Genomic DNA, 5387 nt, shown 5'->3' with positions numbered 1-5387 from the left:
TTACCATCGTGTACTAACTTGATAACACGATATTTTTTCAATTCATTCACAGTGAGTAATATCCTTTTCATAAGTATTAGTTTAACATTTGGGACATTTTATGTTTCGACCTACTTAGGACATTATCGCTTTCGAATGATAAAAAGTGAACTCTTTTGCTAGAAATACTTGTCAAAGTCGCAAGAATATGGTATAATATCCTAGTCCGACTTTTAGATATTTATCGAAAAATGGACAAATTTAAAGAGGAGGTAAGTTGACGTGGCAAAAGATGACGTAATCGAAATTGAAGGCAAAGTGATTGACACAATGCCCAACGCGATGTTCACAGTTGAACTGGAAAATGGACACAAAATTTTGGCGACTATTTCTGGTAAAATGCGTAAGAATTATATCCGCATCTTGACTGGTGACCGTGTTACTGTTGAGATGTCGCCGTATGATTTGACTCGTGGACGTATTACATACCGCTTTAAGTAGTCCAAACATTTTTTATAGGAGGTATATACAATGAAAGTAAGACCATCGGTTAAACCAATGTGCGAATACTGTAAAGTCATTCGTCGTAACGGTCGTGTTATGGTAATTTGCCCTGTCAATCCAAAACACAAACAACGTCAGGGATAGAAAGGAAATATAAAGAATGGCTCGTATTGCTGGAGTTGACGTTCCAAATGACAAACGTATTGTGATTTCACTTACTTATGTTTACGGAATCGGTCTTAAAACATCGCAAAAAGTGCTTGCTGCTGCAGGCGTTTCTGAAGATATTCGTACAAAAGACCTTACAACTGACCAAGAAGATGCTATCCGTCGTGAAGTTGATGGGCTCAAAGTTGAAGGCGATCTTCGTCGTGAAGTGAACTTGAACATCAAACGTCTCATGGAAATCGGTAGCTATCGTGGTATACGTCATCGTCGCGGATTGCCGACTCGTGGTCAAAACACGAAGAACAACGCGCGTACACGTAAAGGCCCTGCTAAATCTATCGCAGGCAAGAAGAAATAAGAAAGGAGATAAACATTGGCTAAACCTACTCGTAAACGTCGTGTCAAGAAAAATATTGAATCTGGTATCGTCCATATTCATGCTACTTTCAACAACACAATCGTGATGATTACAGACGTTCATGGTAACGCGCTTGCTTGGTCATCAGCTGGTGCTCTTGGCTTCAAAGGGTCTAAAAAATCGACTCCTTTCGCTGCTCAAATGGCATCTGAAGCTGCTGCTAAGTCTGCTCAAGAACATGGTTTGAAAACTGTTGCCGTTACCGTTAAAGGTCCTGGACCAGGTCGTGAATCCGCTATCCGCGCACTCGCAGCCGCAGGTCTTAACGTGACAGCAATCAGCGATGTGACGCCTGTCGCCCATAATGGTGCACGTCCTCCAAAACGTCGTCGTGTATAATTTCAAGGGTGCTTGTTGCTACTCTAACATTTTGCACTGAAAGGATATACAGATGATTGAGTTTGAAAAACCAAAAATTACAAAATTTGATGAAGAAAATACTTATGGCAAATTTGTCATAGAACCGCTTGAACGTGGTTATGGGACTACTCTTGGTAACTCTTTGCGTCGTATTCTTCTGTCGTCACTGCCTGGTGCTGCTGTTACAAGCATTCAAATTGAAGGGGTTCTGCATGAGTTCACGACAATTCCAGGGGTACACGAAGATGTGATTCAAGTGATTCTTGCCATTAAGGGTCTTGCAATCAAATCATATGTTGAAACGGAAAAAATTATTGAGCTTGACGTGATGGGTCCTGCTGTTGTGACAGCTGGTGATATTCTCACAGATAGCGATATTGAGATTGTCAACAAAGAGCATTACCTTTTTACGCTTGCTGAAGGTCATTCTGTGAATGCTCGCATGACCGTAAATTCTGGTCGTGGTTATGTCCTTGCTGAAGAAAATAAACAATCTGATGCACCAATCGGGACAATTGCTATTGATTCATCTTATACGCCTGTCAACAAGGTTAATTACCAAGTTGAGCCAGCGCGTGTGGGTGAAAAAGATAACTTTGACAAATTGTCATTGGAAATCTTTACAAATGGCACAATCTCAGCAGAAGATGCTTTGTCATTATCTGCAAAAATCTTGACTGACCATTTGAGTCTTTTTGTCAACTTGTCTGAGGTAGCGCTAACTGCTGATACCTTGGTTGATAAAAATGAAATCAAACCTGAGCGTGCTCTGGATAAAGTCATCGAGGAACTTGATCTTTCTGTTCGATCATATAACTGTTTGAAACGCGCTGGTATCAATACTGTCGCTGATTTGGCGGAAATGAGCGAGCCTGAAATGCTCAAAGTGAAAAACTTGGGTCGTAAATCTTTGGTTGAAGTTAAAGATAAACTTGAGAGCCTTGGCTTATCACTCAAGAGAGACTAAAAAATCTATATAGGAGGAAATCATGGGTTACCGTAAACTTGGACGTACATCTGATCAACGTAAAGCAATGCTTCGCGATTTAACGACTGACTTGATCATCAACGAATACATCGTAACAACTGAAGCTCGCGCTAAAGAAGTTCGTAAAACTGTTGAAAAAATGATCACGCTCGGCAAACGTGGCGATCTTCATGCTCGCCGTCAAGCTGCTGCTTACGTGCGTAATGAAATCGCTGATAAAGATTTCAACGAAGAAACAGAAACTTTCCCAACGGCACTTCAAAAATTGTTTGGCGACATCGCTACACGTTACGAAGGTCGCAATGGTGGATATACACGTATTCTCAAAACTGAACCACGTCGTGGCGATGCTGCACCGATGGCGATTATTGAACTTGTTTAATAGTTGATTTTCAGTAACAAATAAATAAAACAGTAGATCTTCATCAATCTTTTGTGGAGTGTTATGATGGTGGTGCTTGCACTTAGTCTAGCTCTTACTGTCTAGTATAATAACTAGGCCGCTTATCTTTGCGATAAGTGGTTTTTATTTTGGCTGAAAATCGTTATTTTATGGTAAAATGGAAAAGTACATGATGAGGAAATTTATCTGTAAATGGGAAAGTCCAACGCTCAGAGTATTGTATTTATTAAAAATATCGGAGATTTTTGCAAATGGAAAAAATAATTAAGGTCTCGAGCTCGCTTGAAAACACTGTTCATTGGCGTTTTGAGGGAGAGTTTCTAACAGTGAATTATCAATCAGAACGCGAATTAAAGGCGATTCTTGCGGTTCTCAGTCGTCAAGGTGTACCTGTTTTTGAACCTGCTAATGATTTTCAGTTGCCAGGCTACGAAAATTTGGAGTTGTCAACGCAAAATGTTCTTTCAGATGCGATTAAATACGGGATTTATTTTGAAGTGTTAGATGAGACGGAGCAGATTGTCAAGCTGACTTATGGCGAACACACAGAATATGTCAAGCAAGGCAATATTACGCGATTTGACAGTGCTTTGTCGCATGCGCTGATGGAAAATAAGAGTGTGACTAAGAAAATTTTGAGTGCGGCGGGATTGAGTGTGCCGTCTGGTTTTGAATGTCATACGATTGTTCAAGCGCTGAGCTATTTTGAGCAGTTGCCACATGCTTTTGTCGTTAAGCCCAAGTCAACTAATTTTGGGCTTGGCATTAGCATTTTCAAAGAAAAAGCAAGTCGTGTTGATTATGAAAAAGCTGTCAGAATCGCTTTTGAGTATGACGAGACAATTCTTGTTGAAACTTATGCACACGGGACAGAGTACCGTTTTTATGTTCAGGGAAATGACGTGCTGGCTGTTTTGGAGCGTTTTCCCGCAAATGTTGTGGGAGACGGCAGTCACAGTGTTGAAGAGTTAGTGGCGATTAAAAATGAGGATAACAGACGTGGCGAAAATCATCGGACACCGCTTGAAAAAATTAAGTTGGGTGATATTGAGCGTTTGACTATGAGTTTACAGGGCATTGATGAAAAGACGGTGCTTAAAACGGGGCAACGGGTTTTCCTAAGAGAAAATTCAAATATCTCAACGGGTGGCGATTCGATTGACCGCACGGACGATGTTAGTGATTTTTATAAGCAAATTGCAATCAAAGTAGCGCGGGCGCTAGATGTGACAATTACAGGTGTAGATATTATTATTGAAGATTTGACGCGAGAAAGCGCTTATTTTATCATTGAGGCCAATCAGAATCCGATGATGCAAATGCACTTGTTTCCAGCTGTTGGTAAATCACGACGAGTGACGGCACATTTGATTCAACTGTTGTTTCCGGAAGTGTTTTAAGTAGATTTGTTTATTTTTGTTTGATTTGGCTGAAAAGTTATTTAGAATAATGGTGCTTTCTCTTATTTCGTTAGTATAGTAGTGATTATGTAAAATCTGATTGAAAAACTTTTTTCAAAAAGTTAAATCCAGACGAACTAAAAGCGTTTGTGCTTGAATATCCAGATATGACACTTAGTTTGGTCTGCCCTAAAGAAAATTGGTTTTAGCTTTAAAAAAAGAAGCTTCTCTACCGAGAGCGAGATGAGTCAAAACGAGTAGAATACTCAGAAAAATTAGCACAATTCTCGGCTAAAGACATCGTTTACTTAGATGAAAGTGGTAGCTCAAATAATTTTGAACATTGGTTTGAAACAGTTTTTCTATGTTCAGTAGCTCCTTGTGCTGTGGTTGTCATGGACAATGCAAGAATTTTACCGAAAAGCTTTCTTGTTTGACTTAATCAAACGGTTTAATGCGTGGTATGGCACATATTTCTACCACCATGCTCAAATAGGTTTGAGGCAATTTCTGAGACAATACAAAGTGTATTCTGTATTTAGTTAAATGAGTATGTTTAACAGCACGGTCGTTTCATAAATTTTTCAAGACAGAAAGCATAACATTTTCATTTATCAAACATTGCAGAAAATTCTGCTTAATACTACGTTGTTTATTTGTCTGCTTCAAGTAAGTACGATGAGCTAAAATAGCGAGTTTTCTAAAAACATTTAAAGTTTTTTGAGCATTTTCTGACTCAACTTGGCATTCATCCTCAGAAAAGTCAACATCCAGCAGCCAGTGCAAACTCTCTATTTTCCAGTGTTCCCGTACAATACCTAATAATTTTTCGGGTTTTGCTTCAAGACTAGAAATATAGTAACTCATTTCTTATGTTGTTTTATATTTTGTCTCAACCGTTCGTTTTACCGCAAAAACGCACCTGAGTCCTGCCCATTTTTCACGATTATCCAACCAGTCAATGTCTTTGATTAAATAACATTTGCGCGCTTCAATCCGTCCATGATTTTTTTCTAATGTCGAAAATGTTTCAATATCTTCTGTCAAGCGAAATTGAAAATGTCCCAAAAAAAGTCTAAACATGAGTTACATTTATAAAGCAAAATTTGCTTTTAGATTCCATTTTTGATATGATTGAGTTATGATTTAGGCTGAATTTTCAGCTTG

The 5387-nt window shown here is 38.9% G+C and carries 9 protein-coding genes; 7 read left to right on the top strand and 2 right to left on the bottom strand.

From position 1 onward, the window contains the following. Positions 1 to 261: 261 nt before the first annotated feature. From infA to gshAB, 7 genes are all read left to right on the top strand, one after another. Entirely contained in the window at positions 262 to 480 is a 219-nt protein-coding gene (infA, locus tag Hs30E_RS10390; RefSeq protein WP_003138071.1) for a translation initiation factor IF-1, read from the top strand. 30 nt (positions 481 to 510) lie between these two features. Next, positions 511 to 627 carry a 50S ribosomal protein L36 gene (gene rpmJ / locus Hs30E_RS10385; RefSeq protein ID WP_072353646.1) on the top strand — a complete coding sequence of 39 codons (117 nt, stop codon included), beginning with the start codon at positions 511 to 513 and terminating at the stop codon, positions 625 to 627. Between the two features lie 16 nt (positions 628 to 643). Beyond that, entirely contained in the window at positions 644 to 1009 is a 366-nt protein-coding gene (rpsM, locus tag Hs30E_RS10380; RefSeq protein WP_172209872.1) for a 30S ribosomal protein S13, read from the top strand. Positions 1010 to 1024: 15 nt separating this feature from the next. Continuing rightward, a complete protein-coding gene (gene rpsK / locus Hs30E_RS10375) occupies positions 1025 to 1408 on the top strand; it encodes a 30S ribosomal protein S11 (protein WP_172209871.1) in 384 nt (127 codons plus the stop codon). Between the two features lie 52 nt (positions 1409 to 1460). Further along, positions 1461 to 2396, top strand: a complete 936-nt coding sequence (locus tag Hs30E_RS10370; protein ID WP_172209870.1) for a DNA-directed RNA polymerase subunit alpha — start codon at positions 1461 to 1463, stop codon at positions 2394 to 2396. A gap of 22 nt (positions 2397 to 2418) precedes the next feature. Next, positions 2419 to 2799, top strand: coding sequence for a 50S ribosomal protein L17 (gene rplQ, locus Hs30E_RS10365; RefSeq protein WP_172209869.1), 381 nt, complete (start codon positions 2419 to 2421; stop codon positions 2797 to 2799). A gap of 272 nt (positions 2800 to 3071) precedes the next feature. After that, positions 3072 to 4220: a bifunctional glutamate--cysteine ligase GshA/glutathione synthetase GshB gene (gshAB, locus tag Hs30E_RS10360; RefSeq protein WP_172209868.1), complete on the top strand. Its 1149-nt coding sequence runs from the start codon at positions 3072 to 3074 to the stop codon at positions 4218 to 4220. Between the two features lie 573 nt (positions 4221 to 4793). On the opposite strand, the gene Hs30E_RS10355 is transcribed toward gshAB, so the two are convergent. Both Hs30E_RS10355 and Hs30E_RS10350 read right to left on the bottom strand, forming a co-directional pair. Beyond that, entirely contained in the window at positions 4794 to 5087 is a 294-nt protein-coding gene (locus tag Hs30E_RS10355; RefSeq protein ID WP_172209867.1) for an ISAs1 family transposase, read from the bottom strand. Positions 5088 to 5090: 3 nt separating this feature from the next. Further along, the gene (locus tag Hs30E_RS10350; RefSeq protein WP_172209866.1) at positions 5091 to 5303 is read right to left on the bottom strand and encodes a hypothetical protein; all 213 of its coding nucleotides are present in this window, start codon (positions 5301 to 5303) and stop codon (positions 5091 to 5093) included. Positions 5304 to 5387: the final 84 nt, after the last annotated feature.

It is taken from the genome of Pseudolactococcus hodotermopsidis (assembly GCF_011170085.1).
Taxonomy (GTDB): Bacteria; Bacillota; Bacilli; order Lactobacillales; family Streptococcaceae; genus Pseudolactococcus; species Pseudolactococcus hodotermopsidis.
Note: the sequence above shows the minus strand (reverse complement) of the source record. Positions and strands in the feature narration are given on the sequence as shown.